Below are 20720 nucleotides of genomic sequence, written 5' to 3'. Positions count from 1 at the left end.
CGAGAAATTCAGGTACTTTCACTGACAGAAGGACTAGTCCTAATAGGGTCACGAGAGCACAACCCAATATAAAGAACAGCGCGTCCATCGCTGCTTGCATTTCGGTTTCAAGCTGGTTGATGGAATGCACTGACCGGCCGCCAGCAGTCATGGCATTAACGAGAAGCGTTACCGTCGGAAGGATACTAGCAGAAATAATTCCGACAAATGTAACGAGCAAAGTCCTGGTATCGCCCGAGATTGTCCCGGGCGGCAGCGCAGCTCCGAGTGATATCGAAGCGGCTAAAACAGTTATCTCTATGCGTCGAAGCGGCAATCTATCTTCCCTGCTACTGCCCAGTCCCTCAGTGCTATAACAATCTGCTCCATAGCATCAGCTGGATCGATTAGCGATCGAATTGTTTCCACCGGCCGCTGGACCGAAAGCTTCACTATTCCATTCTTCTCAGTTCCAGCACCACGTAGGCCCAAGTCCGCTGGGTCGATATTTCTAAGAGCCTCGTTGATGGTAGCTCGCGAGATCGGCCTCTTTTTTCGATTGCTCTTGATGAAAACACGGAAAAAACCTTCGATCCACCCATCATCCGGAACTTCGGCATTCAAGCTTGAAATCGCCTCTGGACTCCACCCGAGCAATCTCAAAACGTCGAAAACAGTAGCCCCCTGGTCCCGCGCATGGCCAGCCTCGCGTTCCACTATCGCGGATTCACGATCTGGACTCGATCTTTCCCGAGGCTCAGAACCGCCTCTGTTTGGCTCTGCGGCTACTGTAACCTCGGCGGACTCGTCGAGTTCTTTGCCATCTCCAGCCATAAACTTGCTGTTGAGTATGATGGCCTGACCCGCTTCTAGCTCTCCAGCTTGCTGAAAAAGCGCTGTGAGGTACCTCTCCAACGTCCTTCCTCGTACCTGTTGCCCCTCGATGATGCCGACGTGATTACCCACGATGGCGAAGTACAGCGCGCCTCTTAACACCCTGGCTTGATCGCCAAGATTCAAACCCTGGATGACAAATTCGTTGGTGTCCTCGTCTAATGACTGCAATACCGCATGAACGTCGGAGCCTTCTTGAAGGTGGATTATCTGCCCGGCGAAGACGGCGCTGTCCCAAGTGTCAGGGTCAGAAAGCTTATTCAGGATTACGAAGCTCTTGTCCTGATCTAGATCGAGGATGCGGAGTTTCGCATTTGTCGACCATCCGCGCCTACGCAGCACATCGACCAACATTGCCTTCAGGTCGATCCCGGTGCCTAAATCTGCCGTTTTTAGCTGCCTATATTGAACCGTAAAAGGCTTTTTCGGCACAGGGTTTCTCGCTTTCGGACTCCGCAACGAGATCATGCCCGCGAATAACTGTCGAGAGGAGTTCGGCCATCTAAGGGAGACGTGCACGTCCGCTCCACCTTCCATCGTCAGGCCATCTCATCTGTCAATTAAGTCTTGAAGTCAAGATTAAAATCCTATATGGATGAGCATCCATTCCGGAGGCTTGCCATGTCCCGCCTCACCCCACCCCGCCCCTGGACCACGCTCACCGACGACGCCTGGGTCGCCCTTCTCCCCTACGTCTTCCCCCGCTCCCCGCAGGGCCGCCGCATCGCCGACCTCCGCGCCCGCATGAACGCCATCTTCCACCTCGCCAGCACCCCGGGCGACCCCTGGCGCACCCTCCCGCCCGAATACGGCAACACCCAAACCATTGCCCGCTACTTCCGCCGCCTCACCCATGCCGGCCTCTGGCATCGCCTCCTCGAAACCCTCGCGGACCCGGCCCTCGCCCCCAACCACCCCCTCCGCGCCATCGAGTACGCCATCTGCCGCGCCACCCGCCGCGCCGCCCGCCTCGGAGGCATGACCCTCCTTCTCCTCATCCGCAGGCTCGGCCTCCGCACCGCCCTCAACGGCCCGCCCTGGCTCCTCCCGGACCCCCTTTTGTCCGAAATGCTCGCCAGGGCGCTCCCGACCCGCCTTCCCACCACCCGGGCGGCTCTGGCGGCCCTCAAACCCCGGCTGAAAGCCATCGCGTGGCTCGAAAAGGCTGCGCTGGGCCGTAAATCGATGCCCCGTGTGGTCAGGTTCGGCTGGCCATGATCCCGGGCCCGCATCCTCTGCGGCGCGGGCGGGGCGGGACGATGCTTCGCATCGCCCTGGTATCGGCCGCCGCATCCCACTCGGGCGATGGCGCTCCGCGCCCCGCTCGCGGAAGGCAGGGCAGCCCAGCCCGCGAGGCTCCGCCTCGCCGGGCTTGGCTCCCCAGCCTCCCACGGGCTAAACGCCCCGGTCGCGTTCCCGCGAGGAATCGGAATAAAAGTCGCCCCATGACCAGCAGCAACGACGTCCGCGCCACCTTCCTGGACTACTTCGCCCGCAACGGCCACGCCGTCGTGGAAAGCAGCCCGCTGGTGCCCCGCAACGACCCCACGCTGCTCTTCACCAACTCCGGCATGGTGCAGTTCAAGAACGTCTTCACCGGCGCGGAGAAGCGCCCCTACAACCGCGCCACCACCGCCCAGAAGTGCGTCCGCGCCGGCGGCAAGCACAACGATCTGGACAACGTCGGCTACACCGCCCGCCACCACACCTTCTTCGAGATGCTCGGGAACTTCTCCTTCGGCGACTACTTCAAGGAACAGGCCATCACCCACGCCTGGACCCTGCTGACGAAGGACTTCGCCCTCCCCAAGGAAAAGCTCCTCGTCACGGTCTACCATGAGGATGAGGACGCGGCCGCCCTCTGGAAGAAGATTGCCGGCCTCCCGGATGAGAAGATCATCCGCATCGCCACCAGCGATAACTTCTGGCGCATGGGCGATACCGGCCCCTGCGGCCCCTGCTCCGAAATCTTCTACGACCATGGTGAGGCGATCCCCGGCGGCCCCCCCGGCTCCCCGGACGAGGACGGCGACCGCTTCATCGAGATCTGGAACCTCGTCTTCATGCAGTACGAGGAAGGGCCCCCCGGCACCCGCCGCCCCCTCCCGCGCCCCAGCATCGACACCGGCATGGGGATGGAGCGCTTCACCGCCATCCTCCAGGGCGTCCACGACAACTACGACACGGACACCTTCCGCGCCCTCATCCTCGCCAGCGCGGAAGTCACCGGCCAGGACCCGGACGGCCCCTTCCGCGCCAGCCACCGCGTCGTGGCAGACCACCTCCGCTCCGGCGCCTTCCTCATCGCCGAAGGCGTCCTCCCCTCGAATGAGGGCCGCGGCTACGTCCTCCGCCGCATCCTCCGCCGCGCCATGCGCCACGCCCACATGATGGGCGCGAAGGACCCGCTGCTCCCCCGCCTGGTCCCCGTCCTCATCCGCCAGATGGGCGCCGCCTACCCCGAACTCGTCCGCGCCGAGGCCCTCACCACCGAAACCCTCCGCCTCGAGGAAACCCGCTTCCGCAGCCTCCTCGAGCGCGGCCTCGGCCTCCTCGCGGAAGAAACCGCCAAGCTCGGCGAAGGCCAGCCCCTCTCCGGCGAGGTCGCCTTCCGCCTCTACGACACCTTCGGCTTCCCCCTCGACCTCACCCAGGACGCCCTCCGCTCCGAGGGCCGCCCCGTGGACACCGCCGGCTTCGAGACGGCGATGCAGGAGCAGCGCCGCCGCGCCCGCGCCGCCTGGTCCGGCACCGGCGACGCCGCCACCGAATCCCTCTGGTTCGACCTGAAGGAGAAGCTCGGCACCGGCACCGAATTCCAGGGCTACAACACCGAACGTGCCGAGGCCTCCATCCTCGCCATCGTCGCCGACGGCAAGGAAGTCCAGGAAGCCACCGCCGGCACGGAAGTCTCGGTCGTCCTGAACCAGACCCCCTTCTACGCCGAGAGCGGCGGCCAGGTCGGCGACACCGGCACCATCCGCGGCCCCGGCGACATGGAGATCGTGGTCCGCGACACCCAGAAGAAGCTCGGCCTCTTCATCCACATCGGCAAGGTCGAGTCCGGCATCGCCCACCCCAACGCCCCCGTGGTGGCGGAGGTGGACCACACCCGCCGCGGCGCCATCCGCGCCCACCACTCTGCCACCCACCTCCTGCACGAGGCCCTGCGCCGCCGCCTCGGCGAGCACGTCGCCCAGAAGGGCAGCCTCAACGCCCCGGACCGCCTCCGCTTCGACGTCTCCCAGCCCACCCCCATGTCCCCCGAGGACCTGGCCTGGGTGGAGGCCGAGGTGAACGACCGCATCCGCCAGAACGGCGAGGTCACCACCCGCCTGATGACCCCGGACGAGGCCGTGAAGGCCGGCGCCATGGCCCTCTTCGGTGAGAAGTACGGAGACGAGGTCCGCGTCGTCGGCATGGGCCACGACCCCGAGGCCACCTCCAAGCACGGCGTCTATTCCCTGGAGCTCTGCGGCGGCACCCACGTCGCCCGCACTGGCGACATCGGCCTCTTCAAGATCGTGGGCGAGGGCGCCGTCTCCGCCGGCGTCCGCCGCGTGGAAGCCGTCACCGGCGCCACCGCCCTGGCCCTGATCGAGGAGGAGCAGCGCACCCTCCGCGAGGCCGCCGCCACCCTGAAGGTCCCGGCCAGCGAGCTCCCCGCCCGGATCGCCGCCCTGGTGGAGGACCGCCGCAAGCTGGAGCGCGAAGTCGCCGACCTCCGCCGCAAGCTCGCCACCGGCGCCTCCGCCCAGGAGGTTGAGACGGTGGGCGACCTCCGCGTCGCCCTGCGCGACCTCGGCGAAGTCCCCCCGCGCGACCTGAAGGGCTTGGCGGAAGCCATCCTCAAGGGCGGCACCGCCGACGTCGTCGCCCTCGTCTCCAGCGCCGAAGGCAAGGCCAGCATCGTCGTCGCTGTCGGAGAGGCCGCGAAGGGCAAGGCCGACGCCGTAGCCCTCGTCCGCGCCGCCTCGGCGGCAGTGGGCGGGAAAGGCGGCGGCGGCCGCCCCGACATGGCCCAGGCCGGCGGACCGGAAGGCGACAAGTCCGCCGAGGCCCTCGCCGCCATCCGCGGCGCCCTCACGGCATGACCCCGGGGGTGGGCCGCCGACGGGAACACCCCGGCGCGGCCCGCCCTCCGATCGTCGGAAAGAGGCGGCTAGCCCACCATCTCCGGGCTCATCGGCCCGTTCGCCTGCTGGGCGAGGCCGCGGACCACCTGCGCCAACGCATCCTCGAGCTGGCGCAGCAGCGTGGACGCCTCGGCGGCGTCAAATTCGGAAACAACAACCTGGTCCGCCATGTCATGGACCAAGACGACGCGGCCAGCGATGGCCTGGGCTCGGAAGCTGCTCATGGGGCAAACGCTAGCGCCCCTCTGTTAAACTTTCACGCTCACGTGATGTTTCAGAATATCCATGTTGCAGTGCGGCCACAGCGCCCGGTGCACCCCTCGAAACATCCCCTCCGGGGCGGCGTTCACCTGAGGATTCAGGAGTCCCGCATGGCCGCCAGCCCCATCCGATACGAGCCCGCCTTTGAGCACCCGGAGGAGGGCGAGGAGGAGACCAAGAAGGAGCTGGTCGAGGCGATGCGCGGCATCGTCGAGACGACCTACAAGGACTACGGCTACCCCGTCCGCGCGGTCCACGCGAAGAGCCACGGCCTGCTGCGCGGCGAGTTGCGCGTGACCGCCGACATGGCCCCCGCCTACCGCCAGGGTCTTTTCAGCAGGCCCGGCACCTATCCCGTGGTGATGCGCTTCTCCACCAATCCCGGCGACCTGCTGGACGACGACATCTCCGTCCCTCGCGGCCTTGCCATGAAGGTGGTGGGCGTCGAGGGCGACCGGCTGCCGGGCTCCGAGGGCCAGTCCACCCAGGACTTCGTCATGGTGAACGCCCCCGTATTCGCCGCGCCGCAGGCGAAGAAGTTCCTGGGCAACGTGAAGCTGCTGGCCAAGACCACCGACATCCCACAGGGCTTCAAGAAGGCCATCTCCGCCGTGCTGCGCGGCACGGAGACGGTGCTCGAGGCGGTTGGCGGGGAGAGCGCGACAATCAAGCAGCTCGGCGGCCACCCCAACACGCACATCCTCGGCGAGACCTTCTATAGCGCCACGCCCTTCCTTTTCGGTCCCTACATGGCGAAATTCTCCGTCGCGCCGCTCTCGCCGGAACTGAAGGCGCTGAAGGACAGGAAGGTGAATGTCTCCGGCCGGCCGGAGGCCCTGCGCGAGGAGGTTCTGGCCTTCTTCGCGGAGCATGACGCGGAATGGGAACTGCGCGTCCAGCTCTGCACGGATCTCGAGCGGATGCCGATCGAGAACCCCTCGGTGCAGTGGCCTGAGAAGGAAAGTCCCTACGTCACCGTGGCGCGGCTCAAGGTGGGGCGGCAGCCCTCCTGGGACGAGGCGCGGTCACGCGCCGTCGATCTCGGCATGTCGTTCAGCCCCTGGCACGGGCTCGCCGCGCACCGCCCGCTCGGATCCATCAACCGCGCGCGCAAGCCGGCCTACGAGATGTCCTCCGGCTTCCGCGCCGGGCACAGCGGCTGCCCGATGGTGGAGCCTCGCCACGCCGAAGAGGTGCCGATCTGATGTCCGAGACGCAGAAGCCCCGCCCCGCGAGCGTGAAGCCCTATCCCGGCCCTGCAGGTGGTTGGGGATCATTGCGTTCGGTGGAATCAAGGCTTCTGCGGGAGGAGCGGGTCGCTACCGGCAATGCCGTGCTGCTGCGGCAGAATAAGCCGGAGGGGTATTCCTGCGTCTCCTGCTCCTGGGCCAAGCCGAAGGTTCCGTACCCCTTCGAGTATTGCGAGAACGGCGCGAAGGCGACGGCCTGGGAGATCACGCGCAAATCCGTGCCGACCGAGTTTTTCGAGCAGCACACGATCACGGACCTGCTGAAGTGGTCGGACCATGACTTGGAGAAGATCGGGCGCCTCACGCATCCGATGAGGCTGGACCGCGCGCGGGACCGCTGGGTGCCGGTGGCCTGGGAGGACGCCTTCCGCGAGATCGGCGCGGAACTGCGCGGCATGGATCCCAAGCAGACGGTGTTCTACTCCTCCGGCCGCGCCTCGCTCGAGACGAGCTACATCTACGCGCTCTTCGCGCGGCTCTACGGGCACAACAACCTGCCCGACAGCTCCAACATGTGCCACGAGAGCACCTCGGTCGGGCTGCCTCTGTCCATCGGCGCGCCGGTGGGCACGGTGCAGCTCGACGACTTCGACAAGACCGCCTGCATCCTCTCCTTCGGGCAGAATGTCGGCACCAACTCGCCGCGCATGCTGCACCCGCTGCAGAGCTGCGCGAAGCGGGACGTGCCGATCATCGTGTTCAACCCTTTGAAGGAGCGCGGCTGGGAGCGCTTCACCAATCCGCAGAGCCCGGCGGAGATGCTGACGAAGAAGGAGACGCGCATCGCGTCCCAGTACCACCAGCTCCGGGCGGGTGGGGACGTCGCGGCCATCGCCGGGATCTCCAAGGCGCTGATCGAGGCGGACGACATCGCGATGGCAGCCGGGCGCGCCCCGCTGCTGGACCATGCCTTCATCGAGCAGCACACGCATGGGTTCGACAGCTATGCAGCTTGGTGCCGCGCGCAGGAATGGGCGGAGATCGAGCGCTGGTCCGGTCTGACGCGGCAGGCGATGCAGGACGCGGCGAGCGTCTATGCCGCCGCGCCATCGGCCATGGCGATCTACGGAATGGGGCTGACCCAGCACAAGAAGGGCGTGGAGAGCGTCCAGATGCTGGTCAACCTGCTGCTGCTGCGCGGCAACATCGGCAAGCCTGGTGCGGGGATCCTGCCCGTGCGCGGGCACTCCAACGTGCAGGGGCAGCGCACCGTCGGCATCTCCGAGAAGCCGGAGCTGGTGCCGCTGGACGGGCTGGCCCAGCAGTACAGCTTCGAGCCGCCGCGCGACACGGGCATGAACACGGTGGAGGCCTGCGAGGCGATCGTCGAGGGCCGCATCCAGGCCTTCATCGGGCTGGGCGGCAACTTTGTTCACGCGGTGCCGGACACGGATAGGATGGAGGCTTCCTGGCCGACCATCCGGCTGACGGTGCAGATCGCGACGAAGCTGAACCGCAACCACCTGATCAATGGGCAGGTCGCCTACCTGCTGCCCTGCCTCGGGCGAATCGAGCAGGACGTGCAGGCGAGCGGGCCGCAGATGGTGTCCTGCGAGGACACGATGACGCACATCCATGCCTCCTGGGGCAAGGTGGAGCCGGCCTCGCCGCACCTTCTCTCGGAGCCTGCGATCGTCGCGGGCATCGCGAAGGCCACGCTGGAGCCGAATCCGAAGGTGCCCTGGGACGAGTGGGTGGCGGACTATTCGAGGATCCGGGACGCGATCGAGGCCAGCTACCCTTCGATGTTCAAGGACTACAACAAGCGCGTCCACGAGCCCGGCGGCTTCCCGCGCCCGCTGCCCGCGCGGCAGCGCGACTGGAAGACGGAGACGGGCAAGGCGAACTTCATCGTGCCCTCAGGGTTCCGCGCGGACCTGGAGACGGAGCTGGACGACCCGGACATCCTGCAGCTCGTCACCTTGCGCTCCAACGACCAGTTCAACACCACGATCTATGGCTACGAGGACCGGTTCCGCGGGATCAGCGGCACGCGCCAGGTGGTGCTGATGAACCGTGCGGACGCGGAACGGCGCGACCTGCGGGAAGGCGACACGGTGACGCTCATCACGGCGGTGGACGACAACATCCGCCGCCAGGTGGGCGGCCTGCAGGTGGTGTTCTACGACATCCCACGCGGCGCGATCGGTGGCTACTACCCGGAGTGCAATCCGCTCATCCCGCTCTGGCACCACGCGGAGAAGAGCAAGGTGCCCGCCGCGAAGGCCATTCCCGTGCGGGTGGAGCTGGAGCGCCGGATGATGGTGGCGGCGGAGTGAGGCGGCGCGGGGGAGGGGGTGTTACTGGGCCTCCGATCCCCCGCCCTCCCGGCGCGCCCGCCGTGGCTCGGCGAGGTGCCGGATGAAGTTCCGCAACTCGGTCTGCCGCAACGCGGTCTCAGTGACCTGGCGGTTAAGGCCGAGCTGCCAGGCAAGGTCGCGCCTGCCCGGGCGCCGGGCCAGGGCGTCGATCCTCACGGCGTGATGCTCGACGGCCTCCAGATCCATCGCGAAGCCCTGCTCGACAAGGGTCTCGGCCTGGCGGCGCAGGGCCTGGGCCACCTCGTGCAGCGTGAGCTCGGGGTGGTACTGGACGCCCCAGAAGACGCCTTCGCCCGACCGGATCTCGGCGGCCTGCACGGTGTTCGTCTCGTTGGTGGCCAGCAGCACGGCGCCGGGCGGCAGGGCCTTCACCTCGTCCGAGTGGATGGCCGGAGCGTCGAAGGCGAGTGGGCGGCCGGATAGCAGCGGGTGGTGGCGCCCTTCCTCCGTCGGGGCGATGCGGCGGGCGAAGCCGGCCTCGTTGCCGTCCTGCCGCGGGCCGACCTGCCCGCCGGCGGCCGCGACGGCCACCTGGAGCCCGGCGCAGGAGCCGAAGGCGGGCGTGCCGGCCTCGAAGACGGCGCGCATGAAGCCCAGCACGCGCCGCGTCTCCGGCGTTTCCTTGTACACGTGCAGCGGGGAGCCGCAGAGGAAGACCGCGTCGTAGCGCGCGAGGACCTCCGGCTCCTGTAGCGGGGTGTCCTCCTCGGCGGGCTTGAGCCGGTCGCAGATCGCACCCGGCGCGAGCGAGCGCAGCGTGTCCGCGTAAGTCTCGCCCGAGCTGCGGCCGACGCTCTCGCGCCGAACTTCCCGATCTTCCGGCCCTTCGCTCTCGGCGACGAGGAAGTGAAAGGGTGCGGGCATGGAGGCTCCGGATTCGTGCGCTCGGCGGCCAGAAATGTACCCGGTCGGCTAGGTCAGTGGCAGGTGGGGCCGATCTCCGGGGCGTGAAGATGCTGCTAACTTATGGTTGTTCTGGCCTGGTTCGGCGGGCGCCGCCCGCGCCCTCAGTAGGTTGCGAAGATCCGCGCGATCTCGGCGGGGTCGCGCGTCAGGGTGAGAGCGAGGGCTAGGAGGATGCGGGCCTTCTGCGGGTTGAGGTTGTCGGTGGTCAGGAACCCGGCGTCCCGCAGCTTCGTGGTGGGGAAGACGCGGCCGGAGCCGGCGCGCGTGCACTGCATGACGATGGTGCCCCCGGCGGCGGCCTCGCGCAGGGCAAAGAACTCGTCGGGCGTGCAGAAGCCCGGGGCGAAGCCCGCGGAGATGATGCCCTGCGCGCCGGCGGCAAGGAAGGCGCGCACGGCGGTGGCGTCCGCGCCCGCGTAGGAATACGCGATGTCCACGCGGGGCAGGGCATCCAGCCCCCGCAGGTCGAAGGGCGTGTCGGGGGCGCCGGGGCGGATCGGGCGGCGGTAGAAGTTCACGCTGTCGCCATCCGCCTGGCCGAGGGCGCCGAAATCGGGGGAGCGGAAGGTCTGCATCCGGCCGGTGGAGGTCTTCGTCACCTCGCGGGCGGCCTGGATCTCGTCGTTCAGCAGCACGAGCACGCCGAGGCCCCGCGCATCGGGGTGGGCTGCGACGCGGACGGCGTTGACGAGGTTGAGACCGGCATCGGTGGAGAGGGCCGAGGAGGGGCGCTGGGCGCCGGTGACGACGATGGGGACCGGGACCTTCGCCGTGAGGTGGAGGACGTAGGCCGTCTCCTCCAGCGTCGCGGTGCCGTGCCCGATGACGATGCCGGCGAGGTCCGGCTGTTCCGCCACGAGGCGGTCGCAGAGCCCGACGAGGCCCTTCCAGGTGGGGAAGTGGATCTGCGGGCTCGGGACGGCGCTGAAGGGGACGGGGATAACCTCCGCCACCTCGGCCAGCTCGGGGAAGCGTGCGACGAGCTGCGCCGCGTCCAGCTGGGGATTGCCGGAGGAGCCGTAGTTCGTGGTGTCCAGCGGGCCGGCACCCTGGGAGGCGATGGTGCCGCCCGTTCCGATAAAGGCAACGCGGGGCTTCATGGCGAAAATCCTGAGAGGGCTTCGGGGCGCGGGCGGCCTGGCTGCGGCGCCGCCCGGCGCGGGTCAGCCGTTCAGGAAGCACTTCCCGATCGAGGTGCCAAGGCGGCCATTGCCCTCGATGATCTCCGCCAGGATGCCGGAGAGGCCGCCATCCATCAGGTAGGCGGGGCTGTGCGCCACGCAGCGGCCGCGGAGCGCGGCGGCGAGGCGGCGGCAGGACACACGATCCTCGCCCTCATGCATGGCGAGGACGCTGAGGATGTCGTTCACCTCCTCGTAGCAGGCGGTGACGGAGCGCGGGTGTTCCGGGCGCATGAGCAACAGCTCCACCACGCGGGCGGGGCGCAGGCGCTCCCGGAACAGGTGCTGGTAGGCGCGCAGCGCGGAGACGGAGCGGAGCAGGCCCTGCCACTGGGCGTGGTTCTCCGTGTTCTCTTCAGCACCAACAGCAAAGGCGGCCTGGCGGGCGGCGAGGAGGCGCGCGGTGTTGTCCGCGCGCTCCAGCATCGTGCCGAGGCGGACGAAGCGCCAGGCGTCGTCACGTAGCATCGTGTCCATGGCGGCGCCGTTGAACAGGACCGTGCGGGCGATCACCCAGTCGTTGAAGCCCATCAGGCGATCGCCGTCGGCACCGCCGGAATCCAGCTTGCGCAGGTCGATCCAGGTGTCGTTCACCGCCTCCCACATGTCCACCGTCAGCGCGGTGCGGACGGCGCGGGCGTTCCGGCGTGCCGCCTCAAAGCAGGTGGTGACGGAGGATGGGTTGAGCGTGTCCAGCGTCAGCCAGCGCGCCGCCTGGGCGGGGGTGGGATCGCCGTAGAGCTGGCGGTAGTGCTCCGAGGTGCCGGTGGCGCGGAGGATCCCGTCCCACTCCTCCGCCTCCGTGCCGCGCGGCGCCGCGAGGGAAGCCATGCGGAGGGTGGCGTTCAGCCCGCGGGCGACGTTGCCCGCGCGCTCCATGTATCGGCCCAGCCAGAAAAGGCTGTCGGCGGTGCGTGCGAGCATCAGTCCTTCTTCCCGCCGAATTCCATCTTGCCCATGCTCTGGGTCATGCCGCCCAGGCTCTGCGTCATGCCCTCCGGACCCATGGATTGTGACATCGGTGGCGGGTCGCCTTCCAGCACCCAGGTGTCCTTCGTGCCGCCGCCCTGGGAGGAGTTCACGACGAGCGATCCCTCGCGCAGGGCCACGCGGGTGAGGCCACCCGGGACGATGCGGACCTGGTTCTTCCCGAAGAGGACGAAGGGCCGGAGATCGACGTGGCGCGGGGCCATGCCGCCCTCGCAGAGCGTGGGAACGGTGGAGAGGGCGAGAGTAGGCTGGGCGATGTAGTCGGCCGGCTTCTCGCGGATGCGGGCGGCGAAGTCGGCGCGTTGCTCCGCGGTGCTGTGGGGGCCGACGAGCATGCCGTAGCCGCCGGAGCCGCGGGCGAGCTTCACGACCAGCTCCTCCATGTGGTCGAGGACGTAGGCGCGGTCCTCATCCCGCTCGCACATGTAGGTGGGGACGTTCTGCAGGATCGGCTCCTCGGAGAGATAGAAGCGGATCATGGCGGGGACAAAGGGGTAGACGGCCTTGTCGTCCGCGATGCCGGCACCGGGGGCATTGGCGAGGGTCACGCGGCCGGCGCGATAGGCCTTCATCAGGCCGGGGACGCCGAGGGCGGAATCCGGGCGGAAGGCCTGCGGGTCCAGGAACTCGTCGTCAATCCGGCGGTAGATCACGTCCACGCGGCGCGGGCCGGCGGTGGTGCGCATGAACACGGTGTCGTCGCGCACGAAGAGGTCGGCGCCCTCCACCAGCTCCACACCCATCTCATCCGCCAGGAAGGAGTGCTCGTAATAGGCGGAGTTGAAAGGGCCGGGGGTCATGACGACCACGGTGGGATCGCCCTGGCAGGCCGGCGGGGCGAGGGACTTCAGCGTTTCCAGCAGCTCCTCCGGGTAGTGGCTGACCGGGGCGATGCGGTGGGCGGCGCAGAGGTTGGGGAGGAGGCGCATCATCGCCTCCCGGTTCTCCAGCATGTAGGAGACGCCGCTCGGGACGCGGCAATTATCCTCCAGAACGTAGAAGGCGTCCGGGGCGGTGCGGACGAGGTCGATGCCGGAGATGACGGTGTAGACGCCACCTGGGGGGGTGAAGCCCTCCATCACCGCGCGGTAGCCCTCGTTCTTCAGGACCAGTTCAGCGGGGACCAGGCCCTCCTTCAGGATGCGCTGCGCCCCGTAGACGTCGCCGAGGAAGGCGTTGAGGGCGCGGACACGCTGCTCCAGGCCGCGGCGCAGGCTCTCCCACTCGTCGTGGGCAATGATGCGGGGGATCACGTCAAAGGGGATCAGGCGCTCGGGGTCGCCGCCTTCCGTGTACACGGCGAAGGTGACGCCGATGCGGCGGAACAGGATCTCCGCCTCTCGCCGCTTGGCTTCCAGCGCGTCGCCCCCCGCTGTCTCGACGTAGCGGGCGATGCCTGCATAGGCGGGGCGGATCGCGCCCCTGTCATTCATTTCGTCGAAGGCCGGCACCCTGTCCTCCGTGTGTGCGGCCGGAACGGGCCGCAGCGTCCATCGTTGCAGCAAGTCGCGTGCCGGGGGAGGGGGGTGGTCCGCAATGACAGGTGACAGGTGGTGATGCGCGGCGGACACGGGGCGTGGCGGGAGAGGCGCCGGGGCGACTCATCGCTTGCCTTCTCTGTTCTCTTTTCGTTCACTATCGGCATGCGCTACCTCCACGCGGCGACGCGCCCCATCATCCCGAACGATGCCCTGCGCGAGGCCATGCTGGCCTTCGTGATTGCCTGCCCGGCCTTCTGGGGCCTGGGAGAGGTGGCGGTCGCGCTGGGCTACTAGAGCGAATTCCGTTCGCCCCCGCTCACTGCGACCGCTCCAGCCCATTGTTTATGGAGCCGATCCGTCCGTTCCGGTGATTCCAGCGGAACGGGATCGGCCCGAACTCAGCCGTCGTCCTCCGGGTCGGTGCCAGGGCGGCCTGTTGCGTGGCGCCAGTGGTGCCAGAGAAGGCGAGCGGCGAGGGAGCGGTAGGGCCGCCAGGTCCCGGCCAGTTCCGCCAGGGCCCGCGGTGGCGGGCGGCCGGGCAGGCCGCGCAGATGCGCGAGGGACGCCGCGAGGGCGAGGTCGCCCTCAGGGAAGATGTCCGGCCTGTCCTCGGCGAAGAGGAGGTGGACCTGGGCGGTCCAGCGGCCGAGGCCCCGCACGGCGCAGAGATGGGCCACAGCCTCCTCGTCCGTCATGCCGGGAAGAGCGTCCAACTGGAGATCCCCGGCGAGGATGGCCGCGGCGAGGCTGCGGGCATGGGCGGCTTTGGGACGGGACAGGCCCGCCGTGCCGCAAAGGGCGGCATCGTCCAGCGCCAGCAGCCCCGCTGGATCCAACGCCCCGGGCAAGGCACGCAATCTTGCCCAGATCGCGCCGGCGGCGCGGTTGCTGATCTGCTGGCCGCAGATGGCGCGCAGCAGCCCAGGGAAGCCGGGCGCGCGGCGGCGCCAGGGAAGGGGGCCACACAGGGCGACGACCCCGTGCAGGACCGGATCCGCGGCGGCGAGGGCCGCGAATCCGGCCTCGGCCCATGGCGGCGGGGCGAGGGGCTGATGGGGCGCCGCCTGGGCCGCCGCCGGGGAGGTCTGCATGGGGGTAGGGGATGGAACGGCGACGGGGGGCGCGACAAGAGGGGGGATGCGCCGCACCCGCCGCCGATTCCGCGGCGATGCCCCGAGGATTGGGGGGGAAGGGCATCGTCAGCGGGCAGGATTTGGTCGCTCGGTGGGCTCCATCCAAGGCGTGATGACGGGCTGGTGAAACGGCGGGCAACGGGCGGCCGTTTCGACATGGATTGTAACAAGCAGGCGCGCGACACCTGCCGCGCCCGGGCTATGTAACAGGCCATGGAACCCGCCCCGCACATCCTGGTGGTCGATGACGACCGCGAGATCCGCGAGCTTCTTGCCCGCTTCCTCGAGAAGCAGGGATTCCGCGTGACCACGGCGCGGGAGGCGCGAGAGGCGCGGCGCGCCTGGCCGCTGGGGCGCTACCACATCGTTATCCTCGACCTGATGATGCCCGGCGAGTCCGGGCTGGACTTCGCCCGCTGGCTGCGCGGGCAATCCGACGTGCCGATCGTCATGCTGACGGCCATGGGGGAGGAGACGGACCGGATCGTGGGGCTGGAGCTGGGGGCGGACGACTACGTGGCCAAGCCCTTCAACCCGCGGGAGCTGCTGGCGCGAATCCGCGCGGTGATGCGGCGCGCGCACGGGGAGGGGACGCGGCGCGACCCGCTGCCCTCCGCCATCCGCTTCGGCGGCTGGGTGCTGGAGCCGCAGCGCCGGCGGCTGCTGAACCCGGACGGGGTGGAGGTCTCCCTGACGGGCGGCGAGTATGAGCTGCTGACCGTTCTGGTGGAGCGCCCGAACCGCGTGCTGACGCGGGACATGCTGATGGACCTGCTGCGCGGGCGGCAGGCCGGGCCGTTCGACCGGGCGATCGATGTCGCCGTCTCCCGCCTGCGGCGCAAGCTGGAGGATGACGGGCGCAATCCCAGCCTGATCAAGACCGTGAGGGGCGGCGGCTACGTGCTGGCGGCCGATGTGGAACGGGCCGCGTGACGCGCTCCGGCTCATGAAGGCGCTGATCCGGCGCGTGCTGCCGCGCACTCTCGCGGCGCGCACGGCGCTGTTCCTGTTGCTGGCCCTGATGGCGGTGCAGGCCGCGGGGCTCACCATCCACGCGCTGGACCGCGTGGACCTGCAGCGTGCGGCGATGGAGCGGGAGGTTTCCGCCCGCGTGTTCAGCCTTTGGCGTGCCGTGGTGCTGGCGCTGCCCGACCGGCGCAGTGCGCTGATCTCGGACATCGACCTGCCACAGGGGATGGAGGCATCGCTGGACGAGCGGCCGAGCGTGCGGCTGGGCATGCCGCCCGCCCCGCCGCCCGTGCTGCGGATGGTCCGGCCGGAGATCCTGATGGGCGCCCCGCCGCGCCTGCGCCCGCGCGAGATCCAGGCGGGAATGGGCCTTGGATCGCTGCACCTGGCCATGATGCTGCCGGACGGCTCGGCCTGGCTGAACATGAGCCTGCGCGCCCCGCCGCTGCGGCCCTGGCACTCCGAGACCTTCCTGATCGCCTTCGTGCTGATGACCGCGGCGGCGGCGGCGCTGATCCTCTGGGCCGTGCGGCGCCTGACGCAGCCGGTGCGGGACCTGGCGCGGGCGGCGAACGCGCTGGGGCGGGACGTGAATGCCCCGCCCATGCCGGAGGACGGGCCGCTGGAGGTTGCCACCGCCGCCCACGCCTTCAACACCATGGCCGAGCGCATCCGCCGTTTCGTGGGCGACCGCACGCAGATGCTGGCGGCGATCGGGCACGACCTTCGCACGCCGATCACCCGGCTGAAGCTGCGGGCCGAGTTCATGGACGACGACGAGCAGCGGGCGAAGATGCTCTCCGACCTGGAGGAGATGGAGGCGATGGTGAACGCCACCCTTGCCTTCGCGCGGGACGACGCGGCCGCCGAGCCCTCCGTGCCGCTGGATCTGGCGGCGCTGTGCCGCACGGTGCTGGACGAGGCGGCGGACGCGCGGCCCGATGCGGACGCGGAAGCCTTCGCCTATGAGGGGCCGGAGCGGCTGACGGTGCGCGGCCGGCCGATCGCGCTGAAGCGGGCGTTGGCGAACCTCGTCATCAACGCTGCGAATTACGGCGGCGCGGCGCGGGTGGTGCTGGAGGCCCCCAATGGCGGACAGATCCACCTGCGCGTGGAGGACGAGGGGCCGGGCATCCCGCCCGAGAGCCAGGAGGCCGTGTTCCAGCCGTTCCGCCGCCTGGAGGCGAGCCGCAACCGGGAAACGGGCGGCGTGGGCCTGGGCCTGCCCATCGCCCGGAACATCCTGCGCGCGCATGGCGGGGACGTGACGCTGCGGAACCGGGCGGGCGGGGGGCTCTGCGCGGAGGTGGTGCTGCCGGCGTGATCGGCCTCCCGGCGGCGGGGGGGCGGATCCGTGCGTTCCGGCCGGTGGAAAACGCCGGACGATCTGCGCCGTTAAGCAGGGAAGGGCGCGGTATGATGCCGCCCGGCACTGCCCGCCCGGGGAGGATCCATGCGGTACGTTACCCTCGCCCTTCTTCTCGGCCTGACGGCCTGCGCCGTCCAGGACGACACCATCCCGCCCGTTCCGCCCCTGGCGGGGCAGGGCACGCGCAGCCCCGTGTTCAACGCGATCCAGGGGGCGGCCATGGCCTTCGCCAATCCGGCCGCCCTGGCCGGCCGCCCGGCCGAGGCGGCCATCGCCGTCAGCCGCCTGGAATGGGAGGCCGCGGCGATCCCGGTGGAGCGGAGCTTCTTCTGGTTCAGCACCATCACCGGCCCTGCTCTCACGGCGGCCCGCTACGAGGTGCGCCAGGCACTTGGCATCCGCCAGGATGCCCGGCCGGCCCTGGTGATGGGCGCGATGGACAGCGCGGCGGCCGCCCTGATCGCGGGGGACCAGCAGGGGGCGCGGGGGATGCTCTCGCCCCCCACCTTCGCGCCGGACACGCTGGAGCGGCTGGCCAACCTGCCGCGCCTGCCACAGGCGAACCAGGCCACCCTGCGGGCGCAGCGCGACATCGAGTTCGGCCGCACCGAGGACTGGGACCTTCCTTGAGGCTTGGGCCTTGAAGCGTGGGCCGTGACGCGCGGGGCCCAGCCGGGCATCCTGCGCGGCGCATGAACCCGATTCACACGACCTCCCGCCGCCGCGCCCTGGCCGCACTACTCGCCCTGGGTTCCCTGGGAGCCTGCGATGAGCTGCGGCGGCCGGTGACCGCCCGGCCTGCCCCGCCCGGCCTGCTGCCGCCCGACCAGGAGGCGGGCCGCGCCGCGATAGCCGCGCTGGCCCGTGACATGCAGGGGGCCAATGTCGGCCTGCGGGACCAGCCCGTGCGCGTGGCCCGCGCTGCCGCGCTGCTGGAGTGGCTGGCCGTGGACCTGGCCAACAACCCTCGCTGGGCGCCCGTGCCGGCGAATGCCAGGGCGGGCATCGGGCAGGCGCGGGACGAGATGCGCGGCGCGCTGGGGGCCGACCCGCTAGGCGATTCCCCCCGGCTGGCCGCGGCCCTGGCCACGGCGGCGCGCGCCCTGGCGGCCGGCAACCGGGGCGCGGCCGTGGCGGCATTGCCGACGGCGCTGTTCCCCCGCGGCGGGGAAGCGGCCCTGGCGCGCCTCTCCGATCCCGGCCCGCTGCCGCAGGGCGAGATCGCGGCGGCCGCCCTGGCGGAGGCGGTTCGCAGCCTGGACGAGACGAGCGGCTGGTCCTCTGACTTCGACACGCCCGTGCCGCCGGACCGGGGTGGGCTGGGGCCCATCCCCTTCGGGATCTGAGGGGCGCGGGGGTCGCTAGTCCCCCGCCATGACCTTCACATAGCTCCCCGGCGCGTCCTCCAGCGCGGGCAGGCCGCCTTCGCCGGGCTGGCGGGCCGGGACGGTCTCGCGGTCCTGGCCGAGAATCCACCGCTGCCAGTCCGGCCACCAGGAGCCCGCGAACTCGGTGGCGCTCTCGAACCACGCGTCGGAACTGGCGGGCGCTTCCGCCGTGCCGACCCAGTGGCTGTACTTGCCGCTGTCCGGCGGGTTCACCACCCCGGCGATGTGGCCGGAGGCGGCGAGGACGAAGCGGACAGGGCCGGAGAAGATCCCGGTGGCCTTGTAGCTGCTCTTCCAGGGCGCGATGTGGTCTTCCCGCGTCGCCAGGATGTAGGTGGGCAGGCTGATGTCGCGCAGGTCCAGCGCCTCGCCGTTCAGCTCGATCGCGCCGGGCTTCACCAGGTCGTTCTGCTGGTACATGCGGCGCAGATAGAAGCTGTGCATCTTCGCCGGCATGCGGGTGGAATCGCCGTTCCAGAACAGCAGGTCGAAGGGGAAGGGCTCCTGCCCCAGCAGGTAGTTCTGCACCACGAAGGACCAGATCAGGTCGTTGGCGCGGAGCATGTTGAAGGTGTCGGCCATCTCCGCACCTTCGAGGAAGCCGCGCTTGCTCATCTTGGCCTCGATGGCCTGCAGCTGCTCCTCGTCGATGAAGACGCCGAGCTCGCCCGCCTCCTCAAAGTCCAGCATCGTGGTGAAGAAGGTGGCGGAAGCGATGCGGTCGTCCTTGCGCTTCGCCATATGCGCGAGGGTGGAGGCCAGGAGCGTGCCGCCAAGGCAGTATCCGATGGCGTTCACCTGCCGCTCGCCGGTGGCCTTCTCGATGGCTTCCAGCGCGGCGTAGGGGCCGAGGCGCATGTAGTCGTCGAACCCCATCTCCGCGAGGCTCTCATCCGGGTTCACCCACGAGCAGACGAAGACGGTATGGCCCTGGCTGACGGCCCAGCGGACGAAGGAGTTCTTCGGGCGCAGGTCCAGGATATAGAACTTGTTGATCCAGGGCGGCAGCAGCAGGAGCGGGCGCTTCAGCACCTTGTCCGTGGTGGGCGTGTACTGAATCAGCTCCATCAGCGCGTTGCGGTACACCACCTTCCCTGGGGTGACGGCGATGTTCTCCCCGATCTTGAACTTGCTCTCGTCCGTCATGTTGATGCGGAGCTTGCCGTGCCCGCGCTCCAGGTCGGAGAGCAGGTTGGACAGGCCCTTCAGCAGGTTCTCGCCGCCCGTCTCGGCCGTCTTCCTGAGCACCTCGGGATTGGTGAGCCAGAAATTGCTCGGGCTCATCGCGTCGGTGAACTGGCGCGTGTAGAAATCCACCTTCTGCGCCGTCTTCGGGTTCAGCCCCTCCGCCCCGTGCACCACGTTCGTCACGTAGCGGGAGGAGAGCAGGTAGGACTGCTTGATGAAGTCGAAGACCTCGTTCTCGCGCCAGGCGTCGTCCTTGAAGCGCTTGTCGCCGCGGCGCTCCGTGATCACGGGCTGCACCTCGCCGCCGAGCATCCGGCGGGCGGTGTTCTGCCAGAGGGTCAGGTAGTCCTGCCAGAAGCCGATACCTGCCTGCATCACGCGGGCGGGGTTGGTCATCAGCCGGGCCGTCATCTCCATGAAGGCGTTGCCGATGTTAAGCGGGTCCGGGTTGGGCGTGGTGCCGGCCTCGCCCTGGCGCTTGAGGAACTCGCGCACGATCCGCTGACCGCGCTCCGCCACATCGGCCATGGTGCGGCCGACGAGGGCGGGGTCGGGCAGGCGGAAGGCGGGCGCCTCGGCGGAAGCCGACGGCGCGGCCGGCGGGGGAGGGGAAGGCGCCCCTTGCCGCGGGGGCGCGGGCGGGTCGGACGGGGGCGCCGCGGTGGGTTCTTGTGCCGAGGGGGGCGCCTCGGCGGTCCCGGAGCTGGGCTTCGTGGCCGTGGCCGGCTCCGCGGTCATGACGGCGGACGCCGGTGCCTCCGCCGGCGCGGCGGCCGGCGCCGAGACGGCCGTGCTCTCGGCCTCTGTGTTCATGGCGGTGGTGGCTGCGGGCTCTATCAGCGAGGGAGCGTCGGGCAGCGCATTCTGCACGGCGGCAATGGTTCCCAGGGCCGTGCCGGATTCCAGCGCGCGCCGGCTTGCCGCCTTGTCCTGCCTGTCCTCGGCCGGCGACTTCGGCGGAGCTTCCGGCGGCGCCGGCGGGCTTCCTTGATCCCGACCACCGAGCGCCTCGGCTCCGGCCAGCGCTACCTCGGGTGGGGTCCGGCCGCTCCGACGCTTCTGGCTCATTCCTGCGCTTCCTCTCCCGCCGGACAACCGCGTCTCCGTCACCGGGCGCGGCGTCCCTTCCGTGGCTTCCGCCGGTCGCCATTCTCAGGCAAACCCCCCGGGGAGAGGAGCGTGCGATGCGAGAGCAGGCCATGCCGTCCCGGCCGGATTCCATCCGGTATAGGGAAGCTAGGGACCGGGAGGTGGCACGACAAGCACGTGCCCCT

At 69.4% G+C, this 20720-nt stretch carries 17 protein-coding genes; 9 read left to right on the top strand and 8 right to left on the bottom strand.

Translation table 11 applies throughout. The features are described from left to right. Positions 1-297 precede the first annotated feature (297 nt). Positions 298-1392 (bottom strand): hypothetical protein, encoded by a 1095-nt coding sequence (locus NRP21_RS01195; RefSeq protein ID WP_257714339.1) that lies wholly within the window; start codon positions 1390-1392, stop codon positions 298-300. A 102-nt stretch (positions 1393-1494) separates the two neighbouring features. Here NRP21_RS01195 and NRP21_RS27845 point away from each other — a divergent pair, with 102 nt between their 5' ends. Next, positions 1495-2091 carry a transposase gene (locus tag NRP21_RS27845; RefSeq protein ID WP_308219856.1) on the top strand — a complete coding sequence of 199 codons (597 nt, stop codon included), beginning with the start codon at positions 1495-1497 and terminating at the stop codon, positions 2089-2091. Positions 2092-2318: 227 nt separating this feature from the next. Further along, complete coding sequence (gene alaS, locus NRP21_RS01185; protein ID WP_257714338.1) at positions 2319-4967, top strand: alanine--tRNA ligase; 2649 nt, start codon at positions 2319-2321, stop codon at positions 4965-4967. Between the two features lie 68 nt (positions 4968-5035). On the opposite strand, the gene NRP21_RS01180 is transcribed toward alaS, so the two are convergent. Then, on the bottom strand, positions 5036-5233 hold the full coding sequence (locus NRP21_RS01180; RefSeq protein WP_257714337.1) for a hypothetical protein: 198 nt from the start codon (positions 5231-5233) through the stop codon (positions 5036-5038). A gap of 147 nt (positions 5234-5380) precedes the next feature. Here NRP21_RS01180 and NRP21_RS01175 point away from each other — a divergent pair, with 147 nt between their 5' ends. Together NRP21_RS01175 and NRP21_RS01170 are read left to right on the top strand one after the other, a co-directional pair. Continuing rightward, on the top strand, positions 5381-6475 hold the full coding sequence (locus tag NRP21_RS01175; RefSeq protein WP_257714336.1) for a catalase family protein: 1095 nt from the start codon (positions 5381-5383) through the stop codon (positions 6473-6475). Next, positions 6475-8799 (top strand): FdhF/YdeP family oxidoreductase, encoded by a 2325-nt coding sequence (locus NRP21_RS01170; protein WP_257714335.1) that lies wholly within the window; start codon positions 6475-6477, stop codon positions 8797-8799. The genes NRP21_RS01175 and NRP21_RS01170 overlap by 1 nt, the downstream gene beginning before the upstream one ends. A gap of 21 nt (positions 8800-8820) precedes the next feature. Here NRP21_RS01170 and NRP21_RS01165 read toward each other — a convergent pair whose 3' ends face one another. The 4 genes from NRP21_RS01165 to NRP21_RS01150 all read right to left on the bottom strand — a co-directional run bounded on the left by NRP21_RS01165 (position 8821) and on the right by NRP21_RS01150 (position 13369). After that, positions 8821-9705, bottom strand: a complete 885-nt coding sequence (locus tag NRP21_RS01165) for a type 1 glutamine amidotransferase (RefSeq protein ID WP_257714334.1) — start codon at positions 9703-9705, stop codon at positions 8821-8823. Positions 9706-9848: 143 nt separating this feature from the next. After that, positions 9849-10847: an asparaginase gene (locus NRP21_RS01160; RefSeq protein ID WP_257714333.1), complete on the bottom strand. Its 999-nt coding sequence runs from the start codon at positions 10845-10847 to the stop codon at positions 9849-9851. A gap of 63 nt (positions 10848-10910) precedes the next feature. Continuing rightward, entirely contained in the window at positions 10911-11852 is a 942-nt protein-coding gene (locus NRP21_RS01155) for an alpha-E domain-containing protein (protein ID WP_257714332.1), read from the bottom strand. Beyond that, positions 11852-13369, bottom strand: a complete 1518-nt coding sequence (locus NRP21_RS01150) for a circularly permuted type 2 ATP-grasp protein (protein WP_456300223.1) — start codon at positions 13367-13369, stop codon at positions 11852-11854. The genes NRP21_RS01155 and NRP21_RS01150 overlap by 1 nt, the downstream gene beginning before the upstream one ends. A gap of 192 nt (positions 13370-13561) precedes the next feature. Between NRP21_RS01150 and NRP21_RS01145 the strand changes: the two genes are divergently transcribed. After that, positions 13562-13693, top strand: coding sequence for a hypothetical protein (locus NRP21_RS01145; protein ID WP_257714331.1), 132 nt, complete (start codon positions 13562-13564; stop codon positions 13691-13693). Positions 13694-13797: 104 nt separating this feature from the next. On the opposite strand, the gene NRP21_RS01140 is transcribed toward NRP21_RS01145, so the two are convergent. After that, positions 13798-14490: a DNA-3-methyladenine glycosylase family protein gene (locus tag NRP21_RS01140; protein ID WP_257714330.1), complete on the bottom strand. Its 693-nt coding sequence runs from the start codon at positions 14488-14490 to the stop codon at positions 13798-13800. Between the two features lie 255 nt (positions 14491-14745). Here NRP21_RS01140 and NRP21_RS01135 point away from each other — a divergent pair, with 255 nt between their 5' ends. From NRP21_RS01135 to NRP21_RS01120, 4 genes are all read left to right on the top strand, one after another. Then, positions 14746-15465 carry a response regulator gene (locus tag NRP21_RS01135; RefSeq protein ID WP_257714329.1) on the top strand — a complete coding sequence of 240 codons (720 nt, stop codon included), beginning with the start codon at positions 14746-14748 and terminating at the stop codon, positions 15463-15465. A 13-nt stretch (positions 15466-15478) separates the two neighbouring features. Continuing rightward, positions 15479-16825 (top strand): ATP-binding protein, encoded by a 1347-nt coding sequence (locus NRP21_RS01130; RefSeq protein WP_257714328.1) that lies wholly within the window; start codon positions 15479-15481, stop codon positions 16823-16825. Between the two features lie 129 nt (positions 16826-16954). Continuing rightward, positions 16955-17500 carry a hypothetical protein gene (locus tag NRP21_RS01125; RefSeq protein WP_257714327.1) on the top strand — a complete coding sequence of 182 codons (546 nt, stop codon included), beginning with the start codon at positions 16955-16957 and terminating at the stop codon, positions 17498-17500. 62 nt (positions 17501-17562) lie between these two features. Beyond that, positions 17563-18216, top strand: coding sequence for a hypothetical protein (locus tag NRP21_RS01120; RefSeq protein ID WP_257714326.1), 654 nt, complete (start codon positions 17563-17565; stop codon positions 18214-18216). 15 nt (positions 18217-18231) lie between these two features. Here NRP21_RS01120 and NRP21_RS01115 read toward each other — a convergent pair whose 3' ends face one another. Next, complete coding sequence (locus NRP21_RS01115) at positions 18232-20514, bottom strand: PHA/PHB synthase family protein (protein ID WP_456300222.1); 2283 nt, start codon at positions 20512-20514, stop codon at positions 18232-18234. Positions 20515-20720: the final 206 nt, after the last annotated feature.

The sequence above is a fragment of the Roseomonas populi genome (genome assembly GCF_024594815.1).
GTDB classification, from domain to species: Bacteria; Pseudomonadota; Alphaproteobacteria; order Acetobacterales; family Acetobacteraceae; genus Roseomonas; species Roseomonas populi.
Note: the sequence above shows the minus strand (reverse complement) of the source record. Positions and strands in the feature narration are given on the sequence as shown.

Bases quoted from the DNA above. Each gene is read 5' to 3' on its own strand.
- NRP21_RS01160 (WP_257714333.1), bottom strand. From the start codon at position 10,847: ATGAAGCCCCGCGTTGCCTTTATCGGAACGGGCGGCACCATCGCCTCC.
- NRP21_RS01145 (WP_257714331.1), top strand. From the start codon at position 13,562: ATGCGCTACCTCCACGCGGCGACGCGCCCCATCATCCCGAACGATGCC.
- NRP21_RS01140 (WP_257714330.1), bottom strand. From the start codon at position 14,490: ATGCAGACCTCCCCGGCGGCGGCCCAGGCGGCGCCCCATCAGCCCCTC.
- NRP21_RS01125 (WP_257714327.1), top strand. From the start codon at position 16,955: ATGCGGTACGTTACCCTCGCCCTTCTTCTCGGCCTGACGGCCTGCGCC.
- alaS (WP_257714338.1), top strand. From the start codon at position 2,319: ATGACCAGCAGCAACGACGTCCGCGCCACCTTCCTGGACTACTTCGCC.
- NRP21_RS01120 (WP_257714326.1), top strand. From the start codon at position 17,563: ATGAACCCGATTCACACGACCTCCCGCCGCCGCGCCCTGGCCGCACTA.
- NRP21_RS01155 (WP_257714332.1), bottom strand. From the start codon at position 11,852: ATGCTCGCACGCACCGCCGACAGCCTTTTCTGGCTGGGCCGATACATG.
- NRP21_RS01165 (WP_257714334.1), bottom strand. From the start codon at position 9,705: ATGCCCGCACCCTTTCACTTCCTCGTCGCCGAGAGCGAAGGGCCGGAA.
- NRP21_RS01175 (WP_257714336.1), top strand. From the start codon at position 5,381: ATGGCCGCCAGCCCCATCCGATACGAGCCCGCCTTTGAGCACCCGGAG.
- NRP21_RS27845 (WP_308219856.1), top strand. From the start codon at position 1,495: ATGTCCCGCCTCACCCCACCCCGCCCCTGGACCACGCTCACCGACGAC.
- NRP21_RS01170 (WP_257714335.1), top strand. From the start codon at position 6,475: ATGTCCGAGACGCAGAAGCCCCGCCCCGCGAGCGTGAAGCCCTATCCC.
- NRP21_RS01180 (WP_257714337.1), bottom strand. From the start codon at position 5,233: ATGAGCAGCTTCCGAGCCCAGGCCATCGCTGGCCGCGTCGTCTTGGTC.
- NRP21_RS01115 (WP_456300222.1), bottom strand. From the start codon at position 20,514: ATGAGCCAGAAGCGTCGGAGCGGCCGGACCCCACCCGAGGTAGCGCTG.
- NRP21_RS01130 (WP_257714328.1), top strand. From the start codon at position 15,479: ATGAAGGCGCTGATCCGGCGCGTGCTGCCGCGCACTCTCGCGGCGCGC.
- NRP21_RS01135 (WP_257714329.1), top strand. From the start codon at position 14,746: ATGGAACCCGCCCCGCACATCCTGGTGGTCGATGACGACCGCGAGATC.